The sequence below is a fragment of the Phyllobacterium trifolii genome, from assembly GCF_014192095.1.
Classification (GTDB): Bacteria; Pseudomonadota; Alphaproteobacteria; order Rhizobiales; family Rhizobiaceae; genus Phyllobacterium; species Phyllobacterium trifolii.
In genome coordinates, this window is the sequence record NZ_JACHXN010000002.1 from 19,806 (window position 1) to 45,674 (window position 25,869).

Genomic DNA, 25,869 nt, shown 5'->3' on the forward strand with positions numbered 1-25,869 from the left:
CTCCTGTTGTTCAATCGTCTTCTTCGATGGGTGCCAGTGTATCACCACTGGTAGCCGCACCCTCGATCATTTCGCTGTCCGCCTGTCCGGCTGGCGCCGCGATGCGCACATTTATAATCTTCGCGCCCGGAAATCTTGACAGGATGGCCGCAACATCCGGATCTGACCTTGCATCGCTCAAAAGTGAATCGCGTTTTGCCGTTTCGGTCTCGTTGATCGTCGCATCGCCTTGCTCGCGCGAAAGCGAAACCATCCAGCGAATGCCGGTCCAGTCGCTCAGCCTCTGCGACACATCCGTCAAAAGCGTCTTCGGTGCATTCTCCGTTAAATTGATTTCAAGCCGCCCGGGCCTGATGCTGACAAGCCGCACACAGTTCTTGACCATGATCTTGAACTGCATGTCACGCTGCTTTTCCGCCAGCGCGATTATATCCTCGATGCTGTTGACTGGCACCGTCGGAGCCTGCTCTTCAACTATTGGCGGAGCGATCGGCTCGGACCTTGCAGCAGGTTCGACCAGACGCATTGTGGCGCCACTATTGGAGCTGATCGCACCGCGCGCCAAAGCGATCGCGTCGGTAGAGCGTGCCACGGCTCCACCGCCATTTCCGGGACGCGGGCCATCACTGCGCGGAGCCTGAGCGGTAAGCAGTCCACCCTCCTCCAGCGATTTCAACGCCTCGTCCAGCGTCGGCAGGTCGGCAGCATGGGCAAGCCGGATCAGCAGCATTTCCGCTGCCTGCACGGGCCGGCTGGAATTGTCGACTTCGGTTATCCCTTTGAGCAGCATCTGCCAGGTGCGCGACAGCACCCGGATGGAAAGTTTCTCTGAAAAATCCTTGCCGCGAAGCCGCTCATCCTCCGATAGGGAAATGTCATCGGCCACGTCGGGCGTGAAGCGGATACGCGTCACCAGATGATTGAAATCGGCAAGATCGGTCAGCACAACGCTCGGGTCTGCACCCACATCAAATTGCGCCCGAAATTCGCGCAAGGCAGATGCAACGTCGCCGCGCATCAGCATTTCAAACAAGTCGATGATGCGAGCCCGATCGGCAAGACCGAGCATTGAACGGACGGCCTCGGCATCAACGGTGCCCGCGCCGTGGGCAATGGCCTGATCGAAGATTGAGAGCGAATCGCGCACCGAACCTTCGCCCGCCCGGGCAATCATGCTGAGCGATGCATCGTCGACCGCAATTGTTTCGAGGCCGGCAATCTTCTTCAAATGCCCGATCAGGAGACTTGTGTCGATACGGCGCAGATCAAAGCGCTGGCAGCGCGACAAAACAGTAATCGGAACCTTGCGGATTTCCGTGGTGGCAAAGATGAATTTTACATGGGGCGGCGGTTCTTCGAGCGTTTTCAACAGGCCGTTGAAGGCCTGATTGGAGAGCATGTGCACTTCGTCGATGATGTAGACCTTGTAGCGCGCAGAAACGGGACGATAGCGCACCTGCTCGATAATCTCGCGGATATCGTCGATACCCGTGTGCGAAGCGGCATCCATCTCGATCACGTCGACATGGCGACCTTCCATGATCGCCTGGCAATGCTCGCCCGGCACAGAAAGATCGATCGTCGGCTTGTCGATGTCAGTTGTCTTATAATTGAGCGCGCGCGCGAGAATACGTGCAGTCGTCGTCTTGCCGACTCCGCGGACCCCGGTCAGCATCCATGCCTGCGCAATGCGGCCGGTCTCGAACGCATTGGTCAACGTACGAACCATCGGCTCCTGGCCGATCAGATCGTCAAAATTTTGCGGGCGATATTTGCGGGCGAGCACGCGATAGGCGCTGTCTGCCATGGTGTTCATTCCGCTCCTGCTTTTGGTCTACTCGCGTTGCGCAAGTTTGGACCGCCATGCACCGCAGCGTCAATGCCGATAACGGCTTTGGCACAGGCAAGGTGACAAAGAAGAAAGGGTGGGAGGCTGGCACGGCGACCCGTGCCTGGCTCGTTGGGGCTGCTTCCTTCCGGACCTGACCCGGTTGGCGAGTGGCTCGTCCACCACCAACCTCCCGAGGCTCATATCGGCAATTCGCACGCAAAAAGCAAGCGTACAGCCGAAAAAACTGCTATTTGTCGCAAATCATGATGTTCGAACTCGATAGCAAGCTTGCAGCAGACACGTTTTCCATTGCGAGACTGGGTCTCTGTGACCTGCGCCTGATGAATGACCGCCGCTGGCCATGGCTCATCCTGGTTCCACAGCGCCCGAATATTTGCGAGATCCATGAAATGACCCCGCTCGATCAGACGATGCTCACCTTCGAGGCGGGAATCGCCGCGCAGGCGCTGAAAACCGTGGTGGACTGCGAAAAAATTAACACAGCCGCCATCGGGAATATTGTCCGGCAGCTGCATCTGCATGTCATTGCTCGTAACAGCGGCGATCCCGCCTGGCCCGGGCCAGTCTGGGGCTTTGGGCAGCGCGAGCCTTATGAGGAAAAAGAAGCAAAGGCCTTTGCGAACGCCATACTGAAGGCTATCTAATTACTCAACATACTTGGCTTCCCACGCCGGAGGCTCTCTGGAGTTCCATCCCATGCCTTTTCGCCTCTTTGATGCTCCGGATATGGAGCCAAGCCATTTCGTCGGCTTTGCCGGAAACAGGATCAACCGCCATTCAGAAAAGCGCAACGACGATGTGGTGGCCACTGCACTTGCCAACGCCAACGCTCGCATCCTGCTCACGGGCCAGGGCCAAGTGCTGGTTATGGGTGGCGACACGGGCAGTGCGCTATTCAGTCTGCCAGATGCAACAGCACTGTTACCTGCCCCGGACAAGACCATTTATCTCGGTACGCAGGACGATGTACCGATTCTTGCTTCTATCAGCGGTTTTGATTTTGCAGCCTTGCCGGATTCGATCAAGGCTTTCGACTACCGTTCCGTCTATACGCAAGGCCTCGTCCCGCCAGACCAGCTTGGCGCGATGGCGCAGGCCGTCTCGTTGCTGACATGGCACGAGAATCACAAGTTCTGCGGCCGGTGCGGCACTGAAACCGTGATGCGCGATGGAGGCTACCGGCGCACCTGTCCCAATTGCGAGGCACAGCATTTTCCCCGCACTGACCCGGTTGCGATCATGATGGTAGTACACGAAGACAAGTGTCTTCTGGCACGCGGTGCGCACTTCGGCCCGGGCATGTATTCCTGCCTCGCGGGCTTCATCGAACCAGGTGAAACGATCGAAAACGCCGTGCGCCGCGAGACGTTCGAGGAAACGAACCTGCCGGTCGGCCGCGTGCTCTATCACGCCAGCCAACCCTGGCCCTTCCCCTATTCACTAATGATTGGCTGCCACGCGGAGGCACTCTCCGACGAGTTCACGCTGGACAAGGCCGAACTTGAGGATGGGCGCTGGTTCTCCCGCGAGGAAGTTGTCGCGATGCTCGATCGCAGCCATCCTGACGGGCTGATGACCCCGCCGCCAGGTGCTATCGCTGCGCACCTCATTCGCAGCTGGGTGCAGAGCGGAGTTTAGGCCCTATTCTTCCTCACCCTGCGCACTGCGGAAAGTCGTATCGGCGGGATAAACACCGAGGATCCGCACTTCCTTGGAGAAGAATTCCAGTTCGTCCAGGGCATGCGCGACATTCTTGTCGTCTGGATGGCCTTCGATGTCGGCATAAAACTGGGTTGCGGTGAACTTGCCGTCGATCTGATAGCTCTCGAGTTTCGTCATGTTGACCATATTGGTGGCAAAACCGCCCATCGCCTTGTAGAGCGCAGCAGGAACATTTCGAACGCGAAAAACGAAGGTCGTCATCATAAGTTCGTCGGACCTACGCGGCGCCCACTTCTTGGTCTTGGTCAAAACCACGAAGCGCGTGACATTGTTTTCAGTGTCCTCCACGTCCTCTTCGAGGATATCGAGGCCATATAAACTGGATGCAAGCCGCGGCGCCAGTGCAGCCATCGTCTTGTCCTTGACCTCCGCAACGAGGCGCGCCGCTCCCGCCGTATCACCGGCAATCACCGGCTTCCAGCCGTTCTGACGAATATACTTTCGGCATTGGCCGAGTGCATGAATATGGCTGTGGACCGAGGTGATCTCGTTACGTTTCGTTCCCGGTAACACCATTAGCTGAAAATGGATCGGCAGGAAGTATTCTCCGACAATGTGCAGGCGAGATTCCGGTAGGAGATGATGGATATCGGCGACGCGACCAGCGATCGTATTCTCGATAGGGATCATTGCGAGATCTGCCGCACCGCTTTCGACCGCGTTGAACGCATCCTCGAATGTCGGGCACGGCATCGGTTCCATATCCGGGAACATGTCGCGGCACGCCGTATCGGAGTTCGCGCCAGGTTCACCCTGGAAAGAGATGCGATTGGTCTTTGCCATGATAGACTGCCTTATATAGAGGTGAGAATGTCTCGTGCGCGTTCGAGGTCTTCGGCCGTATCAACGCCAAGGGGCACCGAATCAACGATTTCCACATCGATCCGCATGCCAGCCTCCAGCGCGCGCAACTGTTCGAGCCGCTCGCGGCGTTCCAGCGGCGATGGTCCGAGGCCGACAAAACGTTCGAGAGCGGCGCGGCGATAGGCGTAAAGCCCGATATGATGGTAGAGCGGCCCCTCGCCCCAAGGCGCGGTCGCGCGGGTAAAATACAGCGCGCGCAGTTGGTCTTTCCCCGTGGGCGAGCCAATGATCTTCACGACGTTTGGATTGGTCTTCTCATCCTCGCGCCGGATTTCGACGCCGAGCGTGCCTATGTCGGCGGGACCATTCTGCAGCGGTAGCAGTGCACGCTTTATGATTTCCGTCTCGATGGTCGGCAGGTCACCCTGAACATTGACCACCGCGTCGACATTGCCGTCGGGATCGAGGGCAAGCAATGCTTCATAAATGCGGTCGGAACCGGATTCGTGATCATTGCGCGTCATCACCGCTTCGAGCCCGTGCGCTTCGACCGCCGCTTTGACATCGAGATTATCGGTTGCGACCACGGTGCGGCCAAGTCCCGCAGCCCTCGCCCGTTCCGCCACGTGCACGATCATCGGCTTGCCGGCGATATCGGCCAGCGGCTTGTCCGGGAGCCGGGTCGAAGCCATTCTCGCCGGTATAAGTGTCAGTATTTTCATCATTGCAAACACGCCTACGGTGTCAAAAAGTCTCAGGCAGAACCGCCCTTATATGTGTTGCAAGTCTGGAGTAAAAGACCTAGTTTCCGCGCGATCACGAGGGGACTCTTGTCGAAAAATGCAGCGATCTGCATTGACCAGATATTGAGAACCTAAGCAAGTAAGCTGAACACAAAGCTCCGGCACTGCACGAGCAAGCGCCGCTATCGACTTTGTATTCAGTGTACTTGAACAGGACACAAGTGGAGCAATGATCGACGATGGAATCGAGCGCATTCAACAAATATGCCATGGCGTTTCTGGCAACCGTTTTCGTTGTCATGTCGGCAGGCATCCTGTCCGATGCTTTTTTCGATTCTCACGCACCTGAAAAGCCCGGTTATATTATCCAGGCCGCCGAGCCCGAAGCTGGCGGCGCAGGCGGTGAAGCCGCCCCTGCGGCGGCTGTGCCGATTGCAACGCTTCTCGCTTCTGCCGATGCGACACGCGGCGAAGCGGTTTTCAAGCGCTGCCAGGCTTGCCACACCGGTGAAAAGGATGGCCCGAACAAGGTTGGTCCCAATCTCTGGGATATTGTCGACCGTCCGATCGCGACCCATCCGGGCTTCGGCTATTCCGGCGCCATCAAGGATTTCTCCAAGGGCGGCCAGGAAAAGTGGACCTATGACCACCTCAACCACTTCCTGACCTCGCCGAAGGGCTACATCAAAGGCACGGCCATGGGCTTCGCCGGCGACAAGAAGGACAATGAGCGTGCCGATCTGATCGCTTATCTGCGCACGCTGTCCGATAGTCCAAAGCCGCTGCCAACTGCCGATGCGGCGGCTGCACCTGCAGGCGATGCGGCAAAACCCGCAGATGCGGCGGCCAAGCCGGCTGAAGATGCTGCTCCCGCTGCGCCCGCAGGTGAAAAGCCAGCCGATGGGGCAGCACCTGCTGCTCCAGCTCCAGCCGCTCCAGCACCCGCCAACTGATTTAATAGCCATTTCGCGATAAGCCGGGCCCAGTGCCCGGCTTTTTGCGTTCTTGGCTGGGTTTTTTCGGTGGAGGCCTGTTCTCTGCCGCATTTTCTCTTAGACTACCAGCAAAGAGAACCTGTGGAGATTTGATTTGCGATTTCGCCCCTTCGTTGCCAGCCTCGCTCTCCTTGCCATCGCTACCGCTGGCACCGTCCAGATAGCTCAGGCCGCAGAACCGGAATGGCGGACAGGGACAAGTCTCCTAGGCGAGCTGAAATACGGTGCCGACTTCAAGCACTATGACTATGTCAATCCGGATGCACCCAAGGGCGGAACGCTCAACCAGACCAGCGAGGGTAGTTTCGACAGCCTAAATCCTTACGTTGTCCAAGGTACGCCCGCTTCAGGATTGGGAGCATTGGGAGGCGGCCAGCTCTACGATACATTGATGAGTCAATCCCTTGATCAGGTCGGAACAAACTATCCACTGATCGCTCAATCCGTCGCTTATCCCGACGACTTTTCCTGGGTCAAGTTCAAGCTCAATCCCGCCGCGAAATGGCACGATGGCGAACCCATTACAGTCGACGACGTGATCTGGTCCTTCAACGTCTTGAAGGCGCAAAGCCCGCTTTACAACAAGTATTACCACGACGTTGAAAAGGCCGAAAAAACTGGCGACGGCGAGGTAACCTTCACTTTTACGAGCGGCGGCAACAGGGAACTGCCGAATATCATGGGCGATCTTGTCGTCCTTCCCAAGCATTGGTGGGAAGGGACAGACGCTTCCGGCAAGAAGCGCGATATTACCAAGCCGACAATGGAGATCCCCCTTGGATCTTCGGCCTACAAGATCGAGAGCGTCGTTCCGGGTAAAACGATTGTCTGGAGCCGTGTCGAAAACTATTGGGGCAAGGACCTCCCAGTCAATGTCGGCCGCAATAATTTCGACCATATCCGCTATGAATACTTCCGCGACCAGAATGCCTCCTGGGAGGCCTTCAAGAAGGGCGGCTTTGAGGATTATCGAGGCGAAGCGAGCATTGGCCGCTGGATGCGCGGTTATGATTTTCCCGCTGTTGCGCGCGGTGACGTTATCAAGGCGATGTTTCCGCTCCGCTCGTCGGGCCGCATGCAGGGATTCCTGATCAATACAAGGCGCGACAAGTTCAAGGATCCGAAAGTGCGCGAGGCTTTGAACTGGGCCTATGATTTTGAAAGCATGAGCAAGAATCTGTTCTTTGGCCAGTATAAGCGCATTAACAGCTATTTTGCCGGGTCCGAGCTCGCTTCCAGCGGATTGCCGAGCGGTAAGGAGCTTGAAATCCTGGAGACTGTAAAGGGGCAAGTGCCTGAAGAAGTCTTCACCAAGGAATTCAAGCTTCCGGTCTACGACACGCCGCAATCGCAGCGGGACAATCTGCGCCATGCCGTTCAACTTCTGAAAGCGGCCGGTTACGACCAGAAGAATGGAAAGCTCGTCAATACACAAACGGGACAGCCATTGACCATCGAGTTTCTGGCGGATGATCCCTCGGCTGAACGCTTTATCGGACCGTTCATGGTAAATCTGCGCAAGCTCGGTATCGACGCACAGATTCGCGTCGTGGATAGCGCACAATACACGTCCCGGCTCAACGACTTCGATTTTGATATCACAACACCAAACGTCGTCATGGCCCAAAGTCTGTCGCCAGGCAACGAGCAACGCGACTTCTGGAGTTCGGCCGCAGCGGATACGCCGGGAAGTCGTAATTACATGGGCATCAAGAACCCGGCTGTCGACAAGCTGGTCGATCGGGTGATTTTCGCAAAGGATCGTGATGAGCTTGTGGCCGCGACGCATGCGCTCGACCGGGTGCTGCTCTGGAATTATTACGTGGTCCCGCAATGGTATGACGACAGAATCAAAATTGCGTACTGGAACAAGTTCGGCATGCCGGAGAAGCAGCCTGAATATACCGGAATCGACCCTTTCTCGTGGTGGATCGATACCGCCAAGGAACAAGCCCTGAAGGCGCGCGCCGAATGACGCGACTTACCCGCCGCGATGTACTGAAATTATCAAGCGCGACGATCCTGACGACGGTGGCGCCGCGCCTTGCACTGTCGGAAGTCGCGACCGATGTGCCTCTGCATGGGCTCTCAGCATTTGGCGAGCTGAAATATCCCAAGGATTTCACACATTTCGACTATGCCAGTCCCGATGCCCCCAAAGGCGGCACCTTCGCCTTCTCGCCATGGAGCTGGTTTTTCAACCAGTCGACTCAGACCTTCAATACGCTGAACAGCTTCTCGCCCAAGGGCGACGCGCCGCCGCGCATGGAGCTATGTTTTGATACGTTGATGGAAACCGCACTGGACGAGCCAGACTCCATATATGGGCTGGTGGCGGAAACAGTGACTGTCTCCGGCGACCGCAATACGTTCACCTTCAAACTACGCCACGAAGCCCGGTTCCACGATGGCTCGCCCCTCACCGCGCATGATGTGGTTTTCAGCTATCAGACGATACAGAAGAAGGGCCACCCTTCGCTTTTGTTGTTGCTGACCGAGATGAAGGAGATCGTTGCCGTCGACGATCACACCCTGCGTATCAGCTTCAGCGGCAAGCATTCCGACCGCGCCATTCTCGACATCGCCAGTATCATGCCAATTCTCTCAAAAACCTGGTATGCCACGCGCGATTTCGATGCCTCGACGCTTGAAGCTCCGCTTGCTTCGGGACCTTACCGGGTCGGCAACGTTTCGGTCGGCCAGCGTATCGAATATGAGCGTGTCGCGGATTACTGGGGAAAAGACCTGCCGGTCATGCGCGGCTTCAACCATTTCGACCGGATCAGGATCGATTTCTACCGCGACCGCCAGCCGGAATTCGAAGCCTTCAAGAAAGGGGATATCTTCTTTCGTCTCGAATCCACCGCCAAGACATGGGCGACGGAATATGATTTTCCGGCAATCCAGCAAAAGCGTGTCATCAAGCGCGACTTTTCCGGTGAGAAACGCCCGCAAATGCAGGCTTGGGCGCTGAACCAGCGCCGCGAACATTTCCGCGATCCGCGTGTTCGCGAAGCCATCGCCTTGTGTTTCGATTTCGAATGGACACAGAAAAACCTGTTCTATGGTCGCTACGACCGTTCACAATCGCTGTTCGAACAGTCGGATTTTCTCAGCTCCGGAAAGCCTTCGCCCGAAGAACTGGCACTCATGGAGCCGTTTCGCGACAAGCTGCCCGAAGCCATCTTCGACGAAGCGCTATTGCAGGCTCCCTCAGATGGTTCAGGCCGCGACCGCAAGAATCTGCGCCGTGCTTCCGAGCTTCTGACTCAGGCCGGGTTCAAGCGAGAGGGCAACCAGTTGGTCGATGCGGGAGGCAAACCGCTGAACGTTGAAATGCTCATTCAAGCCGAGGTTTTCACGCGAGTATATTCGCCCTTCATCAACAATCTCAAGGCAATAGGCATCAATGCCTTTTTGCGCCTTGTCGATCCCTCGCAATATCAACTGCGCCTGCAGGATTTTGATTTCGACATGATGGGCATCGCCTATATGCTCGATGCCACCCCAACGCGTGAATCTCTAGAGATCATGTTCGGGTCGAAGGCCGCCAGCGTAGCCGGCTCGTGGAATTTTCCCGGCACTGCCGACCCGGTTATCGATGCGCTTATCGCGAAAGTCAGCGAGGCGCACTCCCGTACGGAATTGATTTCAATCTTGCGTGTTCTTGATCGACTCTTGCGTATAAGACGCGACTGGATTCCAAATTGGTACGCAGCGAATCATCCGATCGCCTATTGGGACATGTTCGGCTTCAAGGAGCCGAAACCCGATTACGGTTTTCCGGTTGAGACGTTGTGGTGGCTCGACGAAGCAAAGGCGAAGGCAATTGGCAAGGTTTGATATTTTAGCGATGTTGAGAGGGAGCTCCTGATGGGAGCCTATATCCTTCGCCGTCTCGTTTTGATGGTTCCGACACTGTTCGGAGTTTTGCTTGTCTGCTTCGTCATCGTACAATTTGTCCCAGGGGGCCCGGTACAGCGCATTATCGGCCAGCTGACCGGCCAAGGCGGCAATGCCATGGACCGCATCGGCGGTGGCGGTACAGATTTCGGTCAGAGCCAGGATCAGCTTGGCCTTGGCGAGGGTAACTCAAAATATCGCGGTGCACAGGGCTTAGACCCCGCATTCATCGCCAGTCTGGAAAAGCAATTCGGCCTCGACAAGCCTCCCTTGGAGCGCTTCGGTCTTCTGATGTGGAATTATGTGCGCTTCGATTTCGGCAAGAGCTATTTCCGCGACATCAGCGTCATCGATCTCATCAAGGAAAAGCTCCCCGTCTCCATATCGCTTGGCCTATGGATGACGCTGCTCTCCTATATGATCTCGATTCCACTCGGCATACGCAAGGCAATCAAGGACGGCTCGACCTTCGATATATGGACCAGCGGCATCATCATTGTCGGCTATGCGATCCCGGGCTTTCTCTTTGGCATCATGCTGATCGTTTTCTTTGCAGGCGGCTCGTTCTTCGACTGGTTTCCGTTGCGCGGGCTGACCTCGAACAATTTCTCGCAGCTCTCGCTTTTCGGTAAGATCGTCGACTATGCATGGCATCTCGCACTGCCGCTGACCGCGATGCTGCTTTCCGCCTTTGCCACAACGACGCTGCTTACCAAGAACTCGTTCCTCGACGAAATCCGCAAGCAGTACGTGACGACGGCGCGCGCCAAGGGGCTCAGCGAGCGCAAGATCCTCTACGGCCACGTCTTCCGCAACGCCATGCTGATCGTGATTTCCGGCTTTCCGAGCGCCTTCATTTCAATCTTTTTCACCGGCCAGCTCCTGATCGAGGCGATCTTCTCGCTCGATGGACTGGGATTGCTGGGCTATGAATCGATCATCAACCGCGACTATCCCGTGGTGATAGCCACGGTCTATATCTTTGCGCTTGTCGGCGTCGTCGTCAGTCTCCTCTCCGATCTTCTCTATACATGGATCGATCCGCGGATCGATTTCGAGCGGAGGGACGTCTGATGACGAGCGAGGTTTTACGCGCACCCGCCATCCCGGTTCGGCGTCCACGCCTGTCGCCGCTCAATGCGCGCCGCTGGCAGAATTTCAAGGCCAACCGCCGCGGCTGGTGGGCGCTGTGGATATTCCTGTTTCTGTTCATTGCCTCGCTGTTCGCCGAGTTCATTGCCAACGACAGGCCAATCCTCGTTTCCTATAAAGGCGAAATCCTCTTTCCGGTTCTGGTCGATTATCCTGAGGAAAAGTTCGGCGGCTTCTATGCGGTCACTGACTATCGCGACCCAGTAATTCAGGACGAGATCAATGCCAATGGCTGGGCGATTTGGCCGCCGGTCCGCTATTCCTACCGCACGGTCAACAACGAGTTGCCCGATACGGCGCCGTCGAAACCCTATTGGCTATTTACGCCCGAAGAGCGCTGCGCCCGTTATCCGCAAGGGGTCAACGATCCGAATTGCACCTTTGGCAATTTGAACATTCTCGGCACCGACGATCAGGCACGCGATGTCTTCGCCCGTGCGCTTTACGGTTTCCGCATCTCGGTGCTGTTTGGCCTCATCCTGACAGCCGCCTCGGCGGTCATCGGCGTTACCGCCGGCGCCTTACAAGGCTATTTCGGTGGCTGGCTCGATCTCATCGCCCAGCGCTTCATCGAGATCTGGTCCTCTGTTCCAACCCTTTATCTGCTCCTGATCATGGCCTCGATCCTGCCGCCAGGGTTCTGGATTCTGCTTTGCATCATGTTGTTGTTCTCGTGGGTCAGCTTCGTCGGCATCGTGCGGGCCGAATTCCTCCGCGCCCGCAATTTTGAATACGTCAATGCAGCCCGCGCGCTCGGTGTGCGCGATCGAACCATCATGTTCAGACACCTGCTGCCAAACGCAATGGTGACCACCTTGACGTTCCTGCCCTTCATTCTCAATGGATCGATCACAACGCTGACATCGCTTGATTTTCTAGGTTTTGGCCTTCCGCCGGGATCCCCGTCGCTTGGTGAGCTACTGGCGCAAGGCAAGAACAATCTTCAAGCGCCGTGGCTCGGTCTCACCGGTTTCATCGTCATATCGCTGATGTTGTCGCTGCTGATTTTCGTCGGTGAAGCGACACGTGACGCGTTCGATCCGCGCAAGGCTTTCAAATGAACGCTCTACTTTCAGTACGCGATTTGTCAGTCGCCTTCACCCAGAACGGCAAGGAGTCTCTTGCGGTCGATCGTATTTCTTTCGATATCGCTCACGGCGAGACGGTCGCTCTGGTTGGAGAATCCGGTTCCGGCAAGTCGGTGACGGCCCTGTCGATCCTGAAGCTGCTGGCCTATCCGCCCGCATCACATCCGTCGGGCCAGATCCTGTTCAATGGCGAGGACCTTCTGGACAAGGATGAAAATGATCTGCGCCGGGTCCGCGGCAACGACATTACCATGATCTTCCAGGAGCCGATGACTTCGCTCAATCCGCTTCATCCAATTGAGAAGCAGATCAGCGAAGTGCTGAAATTGCATCAGGGCATGGGCGACAAGGCGGCGCGTCAGCGCACTCTGGCACTGCTGGAGGAAGTTGGCATTCGCGAGCCGGAAAAGCGCATGAACGCTTATCCGCACCAGCTTTCCGGCGGGCAGCGCCAGCGCGTGATGATCGCCATGGCGCTTGCCAACAAGCCAAAGCTGCTGATCGCCGACGAACCGACCACTGCGCTCGACGTGACCGTGCAGGCGCAGATTCTGAAACTGCTTGCGGAGTTAAAAGCCGCACAGGGCATGTCGATGCTCTTCATCACCCATGACCTTGGCATCGTGCGCAAGATCGCCGACCGCGTCTGCGTTATGACAGGCGGCAAGATCGTCGAAACCGGTCCAACGAAGCAGATATTCGACAATCCGCAGCACGAATATACGAAGCATCTGCTCGCGGCAGAACCGAAGGGCAATCCGCCATCCGCCGACCTTTCGGCTGAACCGGTGATGCGCGGCGAGAACCTCAAGGTCTGGTTCCCGATCAAACAGGGTTTTCTGCGCAAAACCGTTGACTACGTTAAGGCGGTCGATGGCATCGACGTGACGATCCGGGCCGGGCAGACGCTCGGTGTCGTCGGCGAATCCGGTTCAGGCAAGACGACGCTTGGTCTTGCCCTGTCGCGCATGATTTCGTCCGAGGGCGTGATCCGTTTCGGGACAAAGGACATCAACCAATATTCGTTCAAGCAAATGCGCCCACTGCGCCGCGAATTGCAGATTGTGTTTCAGGATCCCTACGGCTCTCTCTCTCCACGCATGTCGGTTACCGACATTATTGCCGAAGGTTTGCAGGTTCACGAGCCGAAGCTTTCAGTGGGTGAGCGGGATGCGCGCGTCGTCGCAGCGCTCAAAGAAGTCAATCTCGATCCGGAAAACCGTTTCCGCTACCCGCACGAGTTCTCCGGTGGCCAACGTCAACGCATCGCAATCGCACGCGCCATGGTGCTCAACCCGCGTTTCGTCATGTTGGACGAGCCTACGTCCGCGCTAGATATGAGCGTGCAAGCGCAGGTCGTCGACCTTTTGCGCTCGTTGCAGCAAAAGCATAATCTGGCTTACCTCTTCATCAGCCACGACTTGAAGGTGGTCAAGGCACTTGCCAATGACGTGTTGGTGATGCGCAATGGGAAGGCAGTGGAATATGGCCCTTCGGAGGAAATCTTCGCACGGCCCAAGAGCGATTATACAAAAGCCCTGATGGCTGCGGCCTTCAGGATAGAAACGGCCGAACAGGGAGCGGTGAGCGAATGACTGGGAATGCGGATGACACAATCTTGTTGGCGGTGACGGGCTGGGACCCGGATGTCTGGCAAACCGAATTTGCCAAGGCCGCACCAGCGCGCAAGCTTGTGCTCGATGCCGACACGGCCAAGGACAAGATTCGTTACGCCTTGGTGTGGAAACAGCGGCCGGGCTCTCTCATGGGCCTGCCCAACCTCGAGGTCATCTTCTCGCTTGGCGCCGGTGTCGATCATATCTTCCATGATCACCAGCTTCCGGATGTTCCCATTGTGCGCATTGTTTCGCCGGACCTCACCATGCGCATGAGCGAATATGTTGTATGGCAGGTGCTCGACCATCACCGGCTCGGCCTGCGCTATCGCCAGCAGCAGACCCAGAAGGTCTGGCATGAGGATCGACGCCAGCCCGCTGCACACGAGGTGACGGTTGGCATTCTGGGGCTCGGCGTGCTTGGACGCGATGCCGCGCAGAAATTGCGCAATCTCGGCTTCCGCGTCAGCGGGTGGAGCCGCCGCCTGCAAACCATCGAGGGCGTCACAAGCCACTTCGGCAAGGACGGACTGAAGGATTTCCTCAAGGATGTGGACATCGTCGTCTGCCTGCTGCCATTGACGCCGGAGACTAAAGGCATTCTGTCGATGAGCATGTTCGCACAGATGAAGGCCGAGGGTCCGCTTGGTGCGCCGGTATTGATCAACGCCGGTCGCGGCGGCTTGCAGAACGAACCCGATATCCTTGCCGCGCTTGATCGAGGCATGCTGTCAGCTGTGACGCTCGACGTGTTCAAAACCGAGCCATTGCCGAAGGGTAGCCCGCTATGGACACATCCGCAGGTTGTCATCACGCCGCATGCGGCTGCAAGTTCCAGCCCCCAAGCGTTGGTTCCGGAAATCATAGCGCAGCTTGAGTCTTATGAGCGTGGCGAGCCGCTCAAAAATATCGTGGACAAGGCCGCGCAATATTAGATACCGATTATCTCTCCCTTGAGGGAGATAAGAAGAACTAAAGCCGGCGCACCGCAGTCGGCTTGCCATAAAGATAGGCGATGCGTTCGATAGCCTCGCGCAACGGTTCGAGGGTGACACTCATCGTATGGCCGCTCGCATGCAGCACCATGGAGTGGCTCGCCATCATCGCCGCGTGACCAGTCCAGAACAGGAAGTCGCCGCGCTGCAGATTGTGATAGTCCTTGTCCGGTTCGATCAGCTCGCCGATCGAAGCCGCCTGCATATCCGAATCGCGCAACACGCCCTGGCCGGTCATCAGCAGTGAAAGCTGGATCAGGCCTGAACAATCAATGCCAAATCCCGAAACGCCGCCCCAAAGATAGGGCGTGTGCATAAGCGTTTCTGCGACAGCCACGTGATCATCCGTCACCTCGTCTATGGGCACGAGATGTTTGGCGATGATCGCCTCGCCGCTTGGCAGCATGGCATAGAGCGTGCTGCGCCTCTCCTGCCCGCCGGTAACCGCAACAAGCGAGCCCATCGACAGCGCTTTGGTTCGTGGGAACTTCAGGTCCGAGCCCGGGTAAACAAAGGTCCGCGGTGCGATGACGATATGGGTCGGTTCATGAGTGCGAAGGTCCAGCGTCGTGTCCACCACATAGCCGACATAGCCATCGCGCTCGTTCTGGACCCAGCACCAGCCATTGTCGTCTTCGAAGACGAGCACATCGTCGCCGTAGAGAAACTGTGTGGTGATACCAGCGTCGCCCCGCGGTTCGGAGCGCACGTCGACCACTGGATCGGCGATGCGCATCGGCATGCCGGCGGTGAATCGCTCCGCTTCAACCAGACCGCGCAAGCTTTCATCCGCAAGGTCGGGCCGGAATGCGTTCAGCCGCTTGTCGAGATTTACAGTTTCAGCTTTCAAAGCGGCAATCCTCTTGCTTTGGCGATAATCAGGTCGCCGAGCCGTTCAACATACAGCGCACCTTTTACCGTTCTCTTGACGAGAACATTGCGCTTGTCCTTCTCATCGCGGTGTCGATCGACCAAACCGTAGGATCCCATTGTGTCGAGAGCGCGGGTGATGACGGGTTTTGTTACGCCGAGCTTTGCCGCCATACCTCGTATCGTGTGCGGCGGCGGTTCGAGATAAACCGTAAGAAGCACAGCCAGCTGCCGCATCGTGAGATCGTGGGCATCGTCGCGCACTTCCGACAACGCAATTTCCTTCCACAATGTCAGTGCCTGAAGCGGTCTCAGCTCTATATTCATGAACGTTACCCGCGATCATTTCGGCTCCGTTCCATTCTAGCCGTTGCATCGAGGCACGCAAGGCAATCATTTGCTCGGGTAACGCTCTTTGAGAAGATGGTAAAGTGCGCGGATAGCCTGTGCCTCGCCTCCAATCGGAGCGTGCGGCTTCTCCACCGGGTTCCAGCCGAAAATATCGAAATGCGCCCAGACCTTCGCCTTGCCGACGAAGCGTTGCAGGAATAGCGCCGCAGTGATCGATCCGGCAAAACCATCGGACGTGACATTGTTGAGGTCGGCGACACGGGATGAGAGTTTGGCGTCATAGGGTTGCCAAAGGGGCATGCGCCAGACGGGATCTGCAACCGCGTATGCAGAGGCGGCTACCTCCGAAGCAAATCCATCATCATTGGTGTAGAATGGTGGCAAATCCGGGCCCAGCGCGACACGTGCTGCGCCGGTCAGGGTAGCCATATCGATGAGGATTTCTGGCTCGTCGTCATCAGCCAATGCAAGCGCATCCGCGAGGATCAAGCGTCCCTCTGCATCAGTATTCCCGATCTCGACGGTCAGGCCCTTGCGGCTGGTCAATATGTCTCCAGGGCGAAACGCATTGGCCGAAATCGAATTTTCGACCGCCGGTATCAGTACACGCAACCTGACCGGCAGCCTTGCATCCATGATCAGTCCAGCCAGCGCCAGCACGTTGGCCGCCCCGCCCATATCCTTTTTCATCAGGAGCATGCCGCTCGAAGGCTTTATATCCAAACCGCCTGTGTCGAAGCAAACGCCTTTGCCGACCAGTGTCACCTTTGGCGCATTTTTCTTGCCCCATGCAAAATCGATCAGGCGAGGTTCCTGGCTTCCTGCCCGTCCTACCGCGTGGATCATGGGGAAATTCTTCTTCAATAGATCATCGCCCTTGATCACGCTGAGCGTTGCCTTGTGTTCCTCGGCAACGTTCCGTACCGCTGCTTCCAGCGCTACGGGCCCCATATCGTTGGTCGGCGTGTTAATAAGATCCCTTGCCAGCATGACGGCCTTGGCGAGCCGTCTCACATCCGTCTCATCAGCGCCCTTGGGTGTCGAAAGCGTGACTTCAGCATCATCTTTTTTCGTGTAGCGCGTAAATTTGTAACCTCCGAGGAGAAACGCCAAAGCAGTGAGATCTGGCTCGCTGACTGGGCTCGCAATGTACCAGTCCCCTTTTGGCAACGCACTGGCCAGCTTGCCGGCAACGAGCCGAATATCGTCCTTGCCAATGCCGAACAGAGCACCCGCAACGTCGCCGTTCTCCCCCGGAACAACAAGAACACGGGCAGCCTGGCCATCAAACCCATTGGCTTTGGCCCATGCGAGAGCGCCACTATCGAGGCCGGCATCTTCCAATTCGCCTTTTTTCACGAACCAGATCGGCTTGCTGCCCGCCATTGTTCCAACTTTGATATCACTAGCCATAACGTTCTCTTCTCGCTCGTACTTTTGTATCGCGCCCTCAGGTCATTAACCGTCCGTTAGGGTTAACAGAATATTTCTAAGCCAAGGAAATGGTTAACGCACAGGTGATTTGTGCTGCGGGTGGGGCAAACTATGACAAGCGTTGGCATTATTCAATGTAATCGCCGCTTCATTTATGCTGTTGCAATTGTCGCGTTGGCCTCCGGAATTTCCGGCTGCGCAACCACCGACAAGACGACGACAGGATCGATCATCCCGGCCGCTACTACCACCGACACGCTTCCCGCTGGCAATTTCGATCAGATGAACCAGGAACAACTGATGCAGGCTTCGTCCAGCCTCGGCAAGCGCTACGAAGCAAATCCTAAGGACAGGTCTGCGGCGCTGAACTTTTCCACTGTCTTGCGCATGACAGGCCGCAGCGATCAGGCCCTCGCCGTGATGCGAAGCCTCGCTATTGCCTATCCGAAAGATCGCCAGGTGCTCGCCGCCTATGGCAAAGCGCTCGCCAGCACAGGCGAGTTCGACGCGGCTCTCGACGCGTTGCGCCGCGCCCAGACGCCGGAATACCCGGATTGGAAACTGCTCTCGGCCGAAGGTGCTATCCTCGACCAAATGGGCAAGACGGGTGAGGCTCGTGATCTCTACAAGCAGGCACTGATCATTAATCCAAACGAAGCTTCGATCCTCTCCAATATGGGTATGTCCTACGTTCTATCCGGCGAATTGGCCACTGCCGAACAATATATGCGCCAGGCCGTGAATGCGAAGGGCTCTGACAGCCGCGTGCGGCAGAACCTTGCACTTGTCGTTGGGCTGCAGGGGCGTTTTGACGAAGCCGAGAATATCGCCAAACAGGAACTCTCGCCCCAACAGGCACAGACGAATGTGCAATATCTGCGGTCGATGTTGTCGCAACAAAATTCATGGAACATGCTGAAAGACAAGAAGCAGCCCAAGAGCTGATCGTTTCGTCCGACGCAGCAAAACAGCCGCCCAGTCAGGTGGCTTTTTCGTGAGCGATTGGCACAGGGGGCTGTTGAAATTCATGCGCTGACGCGACGAAAATGGTGGTTTTCGAGCACCGGAACGCAGCGTACTTTGAGGTACATGAGTACCGGCGCGCAGAAAAACGCCATTTGCAGGCCGTCAGAGCGTCAATACCAACAGCCCCAGTTATTTTGGCGTTGCGGGGCCGAATATGCCACCCTGAGCCTGTATCTGAATGGCAGCGGGTCCAAGAATGACGCAGAACAACACGGGAAGCAGAAAAAGGATCATTGGCACTGTCAGTTTTGGCGGCAGTGCTGCAGCCTTCTTCTCAGCCGCCATCAACCGCATTTCGCGACTCTCATCGGATAGAACGCGCAAGGCGGTGCCGATCGACGTACCATACCGCTCCGATTGGACCAGCGCCTGTACCACGGACTTTACGGTTTCAAGACCTGTGCGGGTCGCAAGATTGTCATAGGCTTGGCGCCGCTCCGGCAAGAACGAAAGTTCCGCATTTGTCAGGACCAGCTCCTCAGCCAGCTCGCCCGACTGAACGCCGATCTCTTCCGATACCTTTTTGAAAGCGGCTTCGATCGACATTCCCGACTCCACACAGATCAACAACAGGTCCAGAGCATCGGGCCATGCCATTTGTATGGATTGCTTTCGCTTACCAGCAACATTTCTCACATAGAGATTTGGCAGATAGAAGCCAACATACGCGCCGGCAAAGCACGTCGCCAACCGAATAAGCGTCGATTTATCCGCAAGGCCGCCCAAACCGAAAACATAGAGAACCGCAAGAGCGAGCGTAATAAATGGCAGGCCAAACCGTGCGGCCAGAAAGATATTCAGAGCGTTCTGTCCACGAAAGCCAGCCATGCGCAGCGCGGCGAGCGTCTTTTCGTCAGCGAGTGCCCGTTGCAGATCCAGTCTTTCGACAAACTGGCGTACGCCTTGCCGTTCCGTTAGCCGCAGGGACTTGCCGTTCTTGCGTCTGCTATCGCTTTCCGAAGCAAGACGTGACCTTTCGCGCGACCTGATCTGGTCGCGCTCAAGAGCAACCGATTTCATGCGCGTTTTAAGGCCCGCCCCCGACAGCATGGGCATGAGAAATGTGACGAGCGTGGCGAAAATTGATACCCCGACCAGAATAGCGAAAATGAATGCCGGGTCCTGGATGGCTTTAGCAAAGGCGTTTACCATGCATCTCTCGCTAGAATTTGAAGTTGATCATCTTCTTCATCACCAGGATGCCGATCGACATCCACGTCCCGGCGCAAGCAAGAATGAAATTGCCGGTGTTGGTGTTGAAAAGAATCATGATGTATTGCGGGCTTGTCAGGTAAACCAAAAAGGCAACGATAAAGGGCAGTGCGCCGATAATATAGGCCGAAGCCTTTGCTTCCATGGACAGCGCCTGAACTTTGGCGGCCATCTTTTTCCGATCACGCAAGACACGTGACAGATTGCCTAGGGCTTCGGAAAGGTTACCGCCCGCCTGAGCCTGTATCTGGATGACGATGCCAAAGAAACTGGCTTCTGAGCAGGGCATGAATTCGGACATGCGCATAGCGCCTTCCGGGATACTGACACCGACCTGTTGAGCATCGACGATGCGGCGGAATTCTCCACGCACGGGCTCCTGAGCTTCGTGCGCTATGAGCCGGATTCCATCGTTCAACGGAAGACCCGAACGGATGGCGCGGACAATCACATCGATTGCATTCGGAAACTCGTTAAGGAAAGCCTTGATGCGGCGGCGGCGGCGGAAATAGACGAACCAACGCGGCAGGCCAAGAGCCCCGGCCAAGAACAAACCCGGCGCGAGATAAAGCGGCGATCCGAACATCAGGCCGAGCACAGTGACCACGATGCCTGTAATAACCGAATAGAGATAAAATCGCGGCATGGTGACCTTCATACCCGCTTGCTGAATGAGCATTTTCAACGGCGGCGACTTGATATTCTTGTCGCGCAGCTTCTGGCGTTGTTCAAGATCCTTCAATGTATCGTGAACCGACTTGCGACGCTTGACCGCCTCGGCCTGCTTGTCGCGAACCGTGAATTTGCCAAGGCTATCCGTTGCGGCGAGCTTGACCTCTTTCAGTCGTTCGTCCGCCTTTTTCTGCCACGCAATAGAATCAAAAAAGAATACGTAGGCCAATGCGGCGACGGCGAGCACAACCAGTACGATGAAACCAAGCTGCGCGAGATCAAGCCCGAACATTGTTGCGCTCCGATCCCACCATCATAGCTTCGCCGCTTCCATGGAATCGAGCGCATTGGCGAGCCGCCGGTCCTCATTGTAATAGCGCGCCCGCTCCCACATGTGCGGGCGGCCAATGCCCGTGGAGACGTGCTTTCCGATGAGACGGCCATTGGCGTCCTCGCCTGTGATCTCATAGACGACAAGGTCCTGCGTTATAACAACTTCGCCTTCCATGCCGATCACCTCGGTGATGTGGGTGATGCGCCGCGAACCATCGCGAAGGCGTGCCGCCTGAATAATAATATCCACCGAACCGACGATGATTTCACGCACGGTCTTTTGCGGCAAAGCAAAGCCGCCCATGGCGATCATGGATTCCATACGGCTGAGACACTCCCTCGGGCTATTTGAGTGGATCGTACCCATGGACCCATCATGGCCGGTGTTCATCGCAGAAAGCAGATCGAAGACTTCGGGTCCGCGCACTTCGCCGACGATGATCCGTTCGGGTCGCATACGAAGGCAGTTCTTGACGAGATCGCGCATGGTGACCTCGCCTTCACCTTCGAGATTCGCGGGCCTTGTTTCAAGCCGCACCACATGCGGCTGCTGAAGCTGGAGTTCCGCTGAATCCTCACAAGTGATGATGCGCTCATCTTTGTCGATATAATTGGTCAAGCAGTTAAGGAGCGTCGTCTTGCCAGAGCCGGTACCTCCGGAGATAACGATATTGCAACGAACGCGGCCAATGATTTGCAGGAGTTCGGCGCCGGCAGGAGAAATGGCGCCGAAACGGACAAGCTGGTCCAGTGTCAGCTTGTCCTTCTTGAATTTACGAATTGTCAGGACCGGTCCGTCGATCGCAAGTGGTGGTGCGATAACGTTGACACGCGAGCCATCGGGCAGACGTGCGTCGCAGATGGGACTGGACTCGTCCACGCGTCTTCCTACCTGACTGACTATACGCTGGCAGATGTTGAGGAGTTGCTGGTTGTCGCGGAAACGAACGCCGGATTCCTGTACCTTGCCGAGCACTTCGATGTAGGTCTTGCGGGCACCATTGACCATGATGTCGGCGATGTCATCGCGCGCCAGTAAAGGCTCCAGTGGACCATAGCCTAAAACGTCATTGCAGATATCGTCGAGCAGCTCTTCCTGCTCCGAAATCGACATGGCGAAATTCTTGATCGCGATGATGTCGTTGACGATATCGCGGATTTCTTCGCGTGCCACTTCCGGATCGAGTTTCGACAATTGCGCAAGGTCGATCGTGTCGATCAGTGCGGCGAAAACCTGCGATTTCGTATCGTAATAAGCTTCGTTTTTTTCGCGCAGCGGCGCGACAGGCTTCGGCGTTTCGACGGGCGAACGCTTGGGCTCCAATATATCCCGCGGCAGTCCGGCCGGCGCGATGACCCCTCCCCCGAGAGGCAGCGCCGTCTCCAGGGCTGGCGCCCGAAACTCCTGAACCTGGCTTCCGCCGGCCCCGCTTGATTGGGGATTACCGCGTTTACCGAACATGATTTCTCTTTACTGTTTCTTTCGCTTCAACCGGGAAAGTACCGACGACAATCCGGGCTTCTTCTTGGGCTTCAGTGTCATGCGACCAGTCAGGATATGCGCGATCTCGTTAATGCTTTGAACAATGGGATTAGCCCCATCCGTTTCCGCCAACATCCGGCCATTGTTAGCCGCGCTCCCGAACAGCGCAGGCTCGAAGGGGATCTTGGCGATCGGTAGAATTCCAAGCGGACTGCAGAAATCGAGGGGGGCAATTTCAGGGCGTTTGGGCACACCGACCTGATTGAGGATCAGTCTTGGCGGGGCGTCATTGGGGCGAAGCTGCTTCAGGGTATCGAGCAGGTTTTTTGTATTGCGCAGATTTGCCAATTCCGGTGATGCAACGATAACGACTTCATCGGCCCGGGCCAGCGTTGTGCGCGTCCAGCCGTTCCACGTGTGCGGCACGTCCAGAACGACGTGGGGAACGGATCTCTGCGCCACGTCGATCAGGTGCGCAAAGGAATCGTCGCGGAAATCGAAAACGCGATCAAGCGTCGATGGTGCCGCAAGCAGCGAGAGATGTTCGGCGCATTGTGCCAAGAGGCGGTCGAGATAGACATCGTCAATGCGTTCTGGCGAAAACACAGCTTCGGCAATTCCCTGTGCCGGGTCCTGGTCGAAGTTGATATTCGCCGTGCCATAAGGCAGGTCCATGTCGGCAATAACCACCTCATTCTTGAAGAGCGACGAGATGGCCCAGGCAATGTTGTGCGCCATTGTGGAAGCGCCGACACCGCCTTTGGCGCCAATGAAGGCAATCGAATGGCCGAGCGGCTTTGCTTCCGGATCGACGAACAGGCCGCCTATGACGCCGACAATCTCCGACAGATCGATCGGGGCAACCATATATTCCGATATGCCGTTGCGGATGAGTTCGCGGTAGAGCCAGACATCATTGAAATGTCCGATGATGACGACCTTCGTTGAGGGGTCGCACACCTCAGATAGAGCCGTCAGGTTCTGCAACATATCGCGTGGTGCAGCGGACGTCTCAAGTAGAATGAGATTGGGCGTCGGCACAGTCTGGAACAGTTCAACGGCAGTATCTACGCCGCCCATATGGACCTGAACGTGGGTTTTGGCCATGCGCCGATCTTCGCTGGCACGCGCTATCTGTTTCGCAACGCCATCGCTTTCGCAAAATGCCTGAATCGATATGCGGGGTATCGGCCGATGCGCGTGCAAGGCTATACCCGGCGATCGCTCGCCACCGTCTCCAGGCTGGTTTTCTGTTTCGAAGCCCACTTGACTCATTTTAGCATTCCGCTTTTCAAAGAGAGTTGGTTGCTCAAGACCAGCTTAGTACTCAACTTCCTGTGCCGTGATTGGCTCGGGTGTAGGCGCATTTCTGTAATCATCGATCACGACAATTCGCCGTTCTGCATCGATCGGAGACGTCGCGCGCGGTCCGAGCAAATCGGCCGGGTTGGCGAGCTGTGCAGCAAAGTTGTTTTGACTGGCGCAGCCGAAATTGGCGTAGTGCCTGTTTTCGGCCGTTTCGAGTAAATCCTTTGGCCATTGCCCGCACGTATTGGTCGATGCTGTCATGGCCGAAAACGACAGGCGTATCGGAGCAGATTCTTCTGGGCCTGCCCGATAACGTTCGCTGGAGATGTTGAATGGCTTCACGCCATGCCTCCGCAACGTCGCGGCAATATCTCCTCGCAACCTCGCCGCAGCACGCTCATTGGGCGAACCATCGGGAATGAGAATATGGATGACGCCGGAACCGTTTGCCCGGTAATTGGCTGCAGCACGATCGACAATGCTTCGCTGCGTGATCGAAAGTTTTGTATCTCCGTGGCCGACCGGTATGTCGGCGACCTGTTCTTTTTCAGAAATGACGATCGGATGATTCGTCCGGTAGTCATCCGGAATGCCTCCCGTCACATCTCGCTGCTGGGCGCATCCTGCAAGCAGGGTTACGGCCAGCAATGCCAGGACCGACTTCATGCGGAGTTTCTTGTTCACGTTCGACATGATCCGTTCCTCGTTCATTTGTAGATGTACCCGACGGAGCCCTCGTACTGGCCCGCAGGCAGACTGGCTTCCTTGGCGCCGTAAACGCGATTGACCTTGCCGAGGAATATCCCTGCAGCGTCACTGGCCGGATTTAGATTATCGTCAGGGCGAGCCAGTGCAGAGCGTGCGACCGGGCGGACGAGATAAGGCGTAATGATGATGACCAACTCGCTTTCATTCCGCACGAATTCTCGACTTCTAAACAGGGTGCCCAGTACCGGGATCTTCGACAATCCCGGAAGACCGGATATCGCAGCCCGGTTTTCATCTCGCATCAGTCCTGCGATCATCATCGAGCCGCCGGAGGGAAGTTCCACCGTTGTGTCGGCAAGGCGCTTGCGTATGGAAATGAGATTTGTCGAAGGTGCCGGTGCTAGATTTCGGTTAAAAAATCCATCGAAATGGGGATTTGTCCCTGCAGACAAACTGACGGAACCTTCCATTGTTGGCTCCGAAACCGATGTCCGGACTTTCAAACTGATCCGCCCTGGCGACAATACAACAGGAACGAATTCGAGCCCGATACCGTATTCAATCTTCGTAATTTCATATGCGGAGCGTTCAGCTCCAGTCTTGGAGTTCTCGGATACAGATTGTCCACTAACCAGATTATACTCACCACCCACCTTGAACGTAGCCTTCTCGCCCGACACTGCTGTCAAAGATGGCTCGGCCAAGGTTTTCATCACGCCGGCGCTTTCCATAGCATTGAGATATGCGTCAATAGTTGTGCTACCTATCGAAATGGGCGCAGATACTCCGGTGTTGGACAATGCCTTGCCTGCCAGTGAAGCGAGATTCTCGGAGCTGAAAAAGATACCGTCGGACTTTGTAGAGCCAATAAGATTGACGCCAAGTTGCTTCATCACGGTGCGGCTGACTTCTGCGACAGTCACCTTCAGCGTGACCTGATCGTCGCCGGCGATTTGGATAAGATTGACGATCTTGCTCTTCTGACGCGCCTCGTCCTGGTCGCCGATGACGACGCTGGTGCCACCAGCCCCGCCGCTCACAGCAGTCTGCTGATATTGTCCCGTCGTCGCCTCGCCGCCTGAGACGAGCAATGTCGCAAGATCGGTTGCCCTCTTCGCATCCAGCGGTGTCTCGACAGATCCTGTCAGAATAACGTTGTCATTCATTAGCTCGACTTTGATGTTCGAGTCCGGAATATATTTTTTCAAAGCGTCTTCAAGACCGGCGACATCTCGTTCGATCATCAGATCGAAGCTTGCCAGCTGCTCGCCATTCGGTCCAAAAACGAAAATATTCGTTTGCCCGACCTGCTTGCCGAAGAGATAAATACGCCGTGCCGTGCGGGTCACGGCATCGGCAACGCTCGGATTGGCCACGAGGATATCATAGGCGTCCGCTGGAAGATCGACGACCAGGGATTTGTTCAGGCCAAGATTGATGCGCTTGTTCATGCCCTGGCCCTGGTTGAGCCTTACGACATTGCTTTCGGCAATCGCCGTGCTTTGTATTGCAGGAACCGCGAGAGCGCAGCCAAGGGCAACAGCCATTGCCATCGATGGAAGCCGGAAACCGTATTTGATCATCTTTGTCTCGCTTCCCATT

General features: G+C 56.4%; 22 protein-coding genes and 1 other RNA gene. 10 read left to right on the forward strand and 13 right to left on the reverse strand.

Translation table 11 applies throughout. The features are described 5' to 3' along the window. Positions 1–10: 10 nt before the first annotated feature. Together FHS21_RS03045 and ffs are read right to left on the reverse strand one after the other, a co-directional pair. Positions 11–1,816: a DNA polymerase III subunit gamma/tau gene (locus FHS21_RS03045; RefSeq protein WP_112526408.1), complete on the reverse strand. Its 1,806-nt coding sequence runs from the start codon at positions 1,814–1,816 to the stop codon at positions 11–13. Positions 1,817–1,925: 109 nt separating this feature from the next. Beyond that, an RNA gene (gene ffs / locus FHS21_RS03050) (signal recognition particle sRNA small type) lies at positions 1,926–2,022 on the reverse strand. Between the two features lie 69 nt (positions 2,023–2,091). On the opposite strand from ffs, the gene FHS21_RS03055 reads away from it, so the two are divergent. Then, complete coding sequence (locus FHS21_RS03055; RefSeq protein ID WP_112526808.1) at positions 2,092–2,496, forward strand: HIT domain-containing protein; 405 nt, start codon at positions 2,092–2,094, stop codon at positions 2,494–2,496. A 52-nt stretch (positions 2,497–2,548) separates the two neighbouring features. Further along, on the forward strand, positions 2,549–3,490 hold the full coding sequence (gene nudC / locus FHS21_RS03060; RefSeq protein WP_112551059.1) for an NAD(+) diphosphatase: 942 nt from the start codon (positions 2,549–2,551) through the stop codon (positions 3,488–3,490). 3 nt (positions 3,491–3,493) lie between these two features. Here nudC and FHS21_RS03065 read toward each other — a convergent pair whose 3' ends face one another. Next, the gene (locus FHS21_RS03065; RefSeq protein WP_183660969.1) at positions 3,494–4,357 is read right to left on the reverse strand and encodes a prephenate dehydratase; all 864 of its coding nucleotides are present in this window, start codon (positions 4,355–4,357) and stop codon (positions 3,494–3,496) included. An 11-nt stretch (positions 4,358–4,368) separates the two neighbouring features. Beyond that, positions 4,369–5,100, reverse strand: coding sequence for a 3-deoxy-manno-octulosonate cytidylyltransferase (locus FHS21_RS03070; RefSeq protein ID WP_210283330.1), 732 nt, complete (start codon positions 5,098–5,100; stop codon positions 4,369–4,371). Positions 5,101–5,360: 260 nt separating this feature from the next. On the opposite strand from FHS21_RS03070, the gene FHS21_RS03075 reads away from it, so the two are divergent. The 7 genes from FHS21_RS03075 (at position 5,361) to FHS21_RS03105 (ending at position 14,810) form a co-directional block, all read left to right on the forward strand. Continuing rightward, positions 5,361–6,074, forward strand: coding sequence for a c-type cytochrome (locus tag FHS21_RS03075; protein WP_112526416.1), 714 nt, complete (start codon positions 5,361–5,363; stop codon positions 6,072–6,074). Positions 6,075–6,210: 136 nt separating this feature from the next. After that, positions 6,211–8,091, forward strand: coding sequence for an extracellular solute-binding protein (locus FHS21_RS03080; RefSeq protein ID WP_112526418.1), 1,881 nt, complete (start codon positions 6,211–6,213; stop codon positions 8,089–8,091). Further along, positions 8,088–9,959: an extracellular solute-binding protein gene (locus FHS21_RS03085; protein WP_112526420.1), complete on the forward strand. Its 1,872-nt coding sequence runs from the start codon at positions 8,088–8,090 to the stop codon at positions 9,957–9,959. The genes FHS21_RS03080 and FHS21_RS03085 overlap by 4 nt, the downstream gene beginning before the upstream one ends. Before the next feature lie 30 nt (positions 9,960–9,989). After that, the gene (locus FHS21_RS03090; protein WP_112526422.1) at positions 9,990–11,093 is read left to right on the forward strand and encodes a microcin C ABC transporter permease YejB; all 1,104 of its coding nucleotides are present in this window, start codon (positions 9,990–9,992) and stop codon (positions 11,091–11,093) included. Beyond that, a complete protein-coding gene (locus FHS21_RS03095) occupies positions 11,093–12,232 on the forward strand; it encodes an ABC transporter permease (protein WP_112526424.1) in 1,140 nt (379 codons plus the stop codon). Before FHS21_RS03090 ends, FHS21_RS03095 begins: the two co-directional genes overlap by 1 nt. Beyond that, positions 12,229–13,854, forward strand: a complete 1,626-nt coding sequence (locus FHS21_RS03100; protein ID WP_112526426.1) for an ABC transporter ATP-binding protein — start codon at positions 12,229–12,231, stop codon at positions 13,852–13,854. Before FHS21_RS03095 ends, FHS21_RS03100 begins: the two co-directional genes overlap by 4 nt. Then, on the forward strand, positions 13,851–14,810 hold the full coding sequence (locus tag FHS21_RS03105; RefSeq protein WP_112526428.1) for a 2-hydroxyacid dehydrogenase: 960 nt from the start codon (positions 13,851–13,853) through the stop codon (positions 14,808–14,810). Before FHS21_RS03100 ends, FHS21_RS03105 begins: the two co-directional genes overlap by 4 nt. 37 nt (positions 14,811–14,847) lie before the next feature. On the opposite strand, the gene FHS21_RS03110 is transcribed toward FHS21_RS03105, so the two are convergent. From FHS21_RS03110 to FHS21_RS03120, 3 genes are all read right to left on the reverse strand, one after another. Continuing rightward, complete coding sequence (locus FHS21_RS03110; RefSeq protein WP_112526430.1) at positions 14,848–15,720, reverse strand: C40 family peptidase; 873 nt, start codon at positions 15,718–15,720, stop codon at positions 14,848–14,850. Beyond that, complete coding sequence (locus FHS21_RS03115; RefSeq protein WP_112526432.1) at positions 15,717–16,067, reverse strand: MarR family transcriptional regulator; 351 nt, start codon at positions 16,065–16,067, stop codon at positions 15,717–15,719. Before FHS21_RS03115 ends, FHS21_RS03110 begins: the two co-directional genes overlap by 4 nt. 66 nt (positions 16,068–16,133) lie before the next feature. After that, positions 16,134–17,504: a leucyl aminopeptidase family protein gene (locus FHS21_RS03120; protein WP_112526434.1), complete on the reverse strand. Its 1,371-nt coding sequence runs from the start codon at positions 17,502–17,504 to the stop codon at positions 16,134–16,136. A 132-nt stretch (positions 17,505–17,636) separates the two neighbouring features. On the opposite strand from FHS21_RS03120, the gene FHS21_RS03125 reads away from it, so the two are divergent. After that, complete coding sequence (locus tag FHS21_RS03125) at positions 17,637–18,470, forward strand: tetratricopeptide repeat protein (RefSeq protein WP_112526436.1); 834 nt, start codon at positions 17,637–17,639, stop codon at positions 18,468–18,470. 210 nt (positions 18,471–18,680) lie between these two features. Here FHS21_RS03125 and FHS21_RS03130 read toward each other — a convergent pair whose 3' ends face one another. From FHS21_RS03130 to FHS21_RS03155, 6 genes are read right to left on the reverse strand one after another with little or no spacing between them, the layout of a single operon-like run. Then, positions 18,681–19,703 carry a type II secretion system F family protein gene (locus FHS21_RS03130; protein ID WP_112526438.1) on the reverse strand — a complete coding sequence of 341 codons (1,023 nt, stop codon included), beginning with the start codon at positions 19,701–19,703 and terminating at the stop codon, positions 18,681–18,683. Positions 19,704–19,713: 10 nt separating this feature from the next. Next, entirely contained in the window at positions 19,714–20,727 is a 1,014-nt protein-coding gene (locus FHS21_RS03135) for a type II secretion system F family protein (protein ID WP_112526440.1), read from the reverse strand. Between the two features lie 21 nt (positions 20,728–20,748). Further along, complete coding sequence (locus tag FHS21_RS03140; protein WP_246410791.1) at positions 20,749–22,230, reverse strand: TadA family conjugal transfer-associated ATPase; 1,482 nt, start codon at positions 22,228–22,230, stop codon at positions 20,749–20,751. A 9-nt stretch (positions 22,231–22,239) separates the two neighbouring features. Next, on the reverse strand, positions 22,240–23,526 hold the full coding sequence (locus FHS21_RS03145; RefSeq protein ID WP_112526442.1) for a CpaE/TadZ family protein: 1,287 nt from the start codon (positions 23,524–23,526) through the stop codon (positions 22,240–22,242). A gap of 45 nt (positions 23,527–23,571) precedes the next feature. After that, a complete protein-coding gene (locus FHS21_RS03150; protein ID WP_112526810.1) occupies positions 23,572–24,252 on the reverse strand; it encodes a CpaD family pilus assembly protein in 681 nt (226 codons plus the stop codon). Between the two features lie 14 nt (positions 24,253–24,266). Beyond that, positions 24,267–25,868: a type II and III secretion system protein family protein gene (locus FHS21_RS03155; protein WP_246410793.1), complete on the reverse strand. Its 1,602-nt coding sequence runs from the start codon at positions 25,866–25,868 to the stop codon at positions 24,267–24,269. Between the last annotated feature and the right edge of the window lies 1 nt (position 25,869).